This window comes from Streptomyces sp. SID14478, assembly GCF_010548525.1.
Taxonomy (GTDB): domain Bacteria; phylum Actinomycetota; class Actinomycetes; order Streptomycetales; family Streptomycetaceae; genus Streptomyces.
The window spans coordinates 1-2439 of the sequence record NZ_JAAGMG010000796.1 but is presented as its reverse complement, the minus strand read 5'-3'; the positions used below and the strand labels follow the sequence as shown (position 1 = coordinate 2439).

The window sequence follows — 2439 nt, the reverse complement described above, 5'->3', positions numbered from 1 at the left end:
GGCGGCCGGGCGCCAGCGAGCCGACGTGCGCGCCGAGGCCGACGGCGCGGGCGCTGTCGAGGGTGGCGTGCCGCAGCGCCTGCCGGGCGGTGAGCCAGCGCGGGTCCCGCTCGGTCTGCTTCTGCACGAGGGCGGTGAGGGTCATCGCCTCCCACACGTCGAGGGTGTTGTTGGAGGCGGCGCCGTCGGTGGCGAGGCCGACGTGCACGCCGGCGTCGACGAGTGCGCGTACGGGCGTCGTGTCCCAGCCGAACTTCAGGTAGCCGCGGGGGGCGCTCGCCACTCCCACGCGCCCGGTGGCCGCCGACAGCGCGGGCAGGTCGCGGTCCAGGATGCCGGTGCCGTGGGCGATGAGCACGTCGACGTCGAGCAGACCGGCGTCCTGGAGTACGCCGATGGGGGTGCGGCCGTGGCGGTCGAGGCTGATGTCGGTCTGGGCGCGGTTCTCGGCGGCGTGCAGATGGACCAACAGGCCGTTCTCTCGAGCGAGTTCGGCCGTGATAGCGAGGTCGTCATCCGTGACGGTGTACGGCGCGTGGGGCGCGAGGGAAGTGGTGATGCGGCCGCCCGCGCTCTTGTCGCGCCGCAGCGCGAAGTCGAGGGACCGCTCCCGTCCCTCGGGCCCCTGGGAGGAGAAGAAGGCCTCGCCGAGATTGGCGCGCAGCCCGGTCTCGGCGACGGCGTCGGCGACGGTGTCCATGGCGAAGTAGTGGTCGGCGAAGCAGGTCACGCCCCCGCGGATCATCTCGGCGCAGGCGAGCCGGGCGCCGAGCGCGACGACGCGCGGGGTGAGGTTCGACTCGATCGGCCAGATCCAGTCGTTGAACCACTCCTGCTCCGGCAGGTCCTCGACGAGTCCGCGCAGGGCCACCATCGGGCTGTGCGTATGGCAGTTGACGAGGCCGGGCAGCGCGACGAGCCCCCGGGCGTCGATCCGTTCACGGCATTCCAGGTCCGCCACGGCGGCGCTGTCGACGACGTCGACGAGGACTCCGTCGCGTACGACGAGGGCGGTGTCGGGCCTGAAGTGGATCCCGTCGGCGGCGCGTTGCGGGTCGCTCTCGTCGGGATCGGCGTGAAGGAGGGCGGTGCAGTGGGTGACGATCAGGTCGGCGGGGGTGGCAGCGTCCATAGGGGGCACGGTAGCGAGGGCGGGCGTCCCGTCAGGGAGCACGGGGCCGTACCGTTGCGCGGCTTCGCCGTGTGGGCGGTACTCCGTCGCGCGCTGCAGCGCCGGGCCACCGCGAGCCGATCGACCGCGTGACGGACGACTGAACTGCCGCGTCGCCCCGTTCGCTGAGAAGGCACTGTTGTCCGCTGAGCCGCACGCCCTCACAATGCTCATGCCAAACACAGTGCACTCAGCACGGGAGAGGACCCCCCACATGAAGAAATCTCTCGTCGGCGCGCTCTTCAGCGTTCTCCTCCTAGGAGCGACAGCCGCACCCGCCACGGCATTTGACGGGGCACCTGAAAAAGCACCGGCACCCAGAGCCCAGGCCGTGGACTTCGCCGGAACGGTCGCGCTCAGCAACTGTTCCGGTTCCGTCATCCGCGTACCGGACTCCGAGCCCACCGACCCGGCGCTGGTCATGTCCAACGGCCACTGCCTGGAGTCCGGCTTCCCGGGCCCGGGCGAGGTCGTCGTCGACCAGCCCTCGACCCGTACCTTCACCCTGCTGAACGCGGCGGGCAGCGGGGTCGCGACGCTCCGGGCGAGCAAGGTCGCGTACGGGACGATGACGGACACCGACGTCTCGCTCTACGAACTCACCAGCACCTACCAGCAGATCGAGAGCAGTTACGGCATCAAGGCGCTGGAGCTGTCGGCGGACCACCCGACGCAGGGCACCGCGATCAGCGTGGTCTCCGGCTACTGGAAGAAGACCTACAACTGCGCGATCGACGGCTTCGCGTACAACCTGAAGGAGGGCGAGTGGACCTGGAAGGACTCGGTCCGCTACACCTCCGACTGCCAGACCATCGGCGGCACGTCCGGCTCCCCGGTGCTCGACCAGGCGACGGGAAAGGTCGTCGCGGTCAACAACACCGGTAACGAGGACGGCGAGCGCTGCACGGACAACAACCCGTGCGAGGTCGACGAGAACGGCGGCGTGACGGTGCGCGAAGGCATCAACTACGGGCAGGAGACGTACGGGATCGTGCCGTGCGTCGAGATCGGCAACAAGATCGACCTGTCGGCCCCCGGGTGTGCGCTGCCCAAGCCGTAACTCCCCTTCTCACGCGGCGAGTTCGGCCAGCAGCACGCCGATGCGTTCGGCGTGCTGCTCCGGCACCCGGCCCGTGTCGTCGACCTGCACGGCGCACGCGGTGGTCGCGTCGACCAGCCGTTCCAGCGCGACGGTGACCTGCTGCGACCCCGCCGACCGCCGTGCCAGGGCCGGCAGTTCGGCCGCCGCCAGGTCCGCGGCGGCCCGC

2 protein-coding genes and 1 pseudogene are annotated in these 2439 nt (G+C 70.7%); 1 reads left to right on the top strand and 2 read right to left on the bottom strand.

Going from position 1 to position 2439, the window contains the following annotated elements; genetic code table 11:
- Positions 1-1132: amidohydrolase (locus G3I40_RS26285; RefSeq protein WP_164304638.1), on the bottom strand; the 1132-nt coding region annotated here is incomplete at its 3' end.
- A gap of 253 nt (positions 1133-1385) precedes the next feature.
- Between G3I40_RS26285 and G3I40_RS26280 the strand changes: the two genes are divergently transcribed.
- Positions 1386-2231 carry a serine protease gene (locus G3I40_RS26280; protein ID WP_164304636.1) on the top strand — a complete coding sequence of 282 codons (846 nt, stop codon included), beginning with the start codon at positions 1386-1388 and terminating at the stop codon, positions 2229-2231.
- Between the two features lie 9 nt (positions 2232-2240).
- On the opposite strand, the pseudogene G3I40_RS26275 reads toward G3I40_RS26280, so the two are convergent.
- Positions 2241-2439: pseudogene (locus G3I40_RS26275) on the bottom strand (FUSC family protein); the annotation flags it as partial.

Coding starts and splice junctions, on each gene's coding strand:
- G3I40_RS26280 (WP_164304636.1), top strand. CDS start 1,386: ATGAAGAAATCTCTCGTCGGCGCGCTCTTCAGCGTTCTCCTCCTAGGA.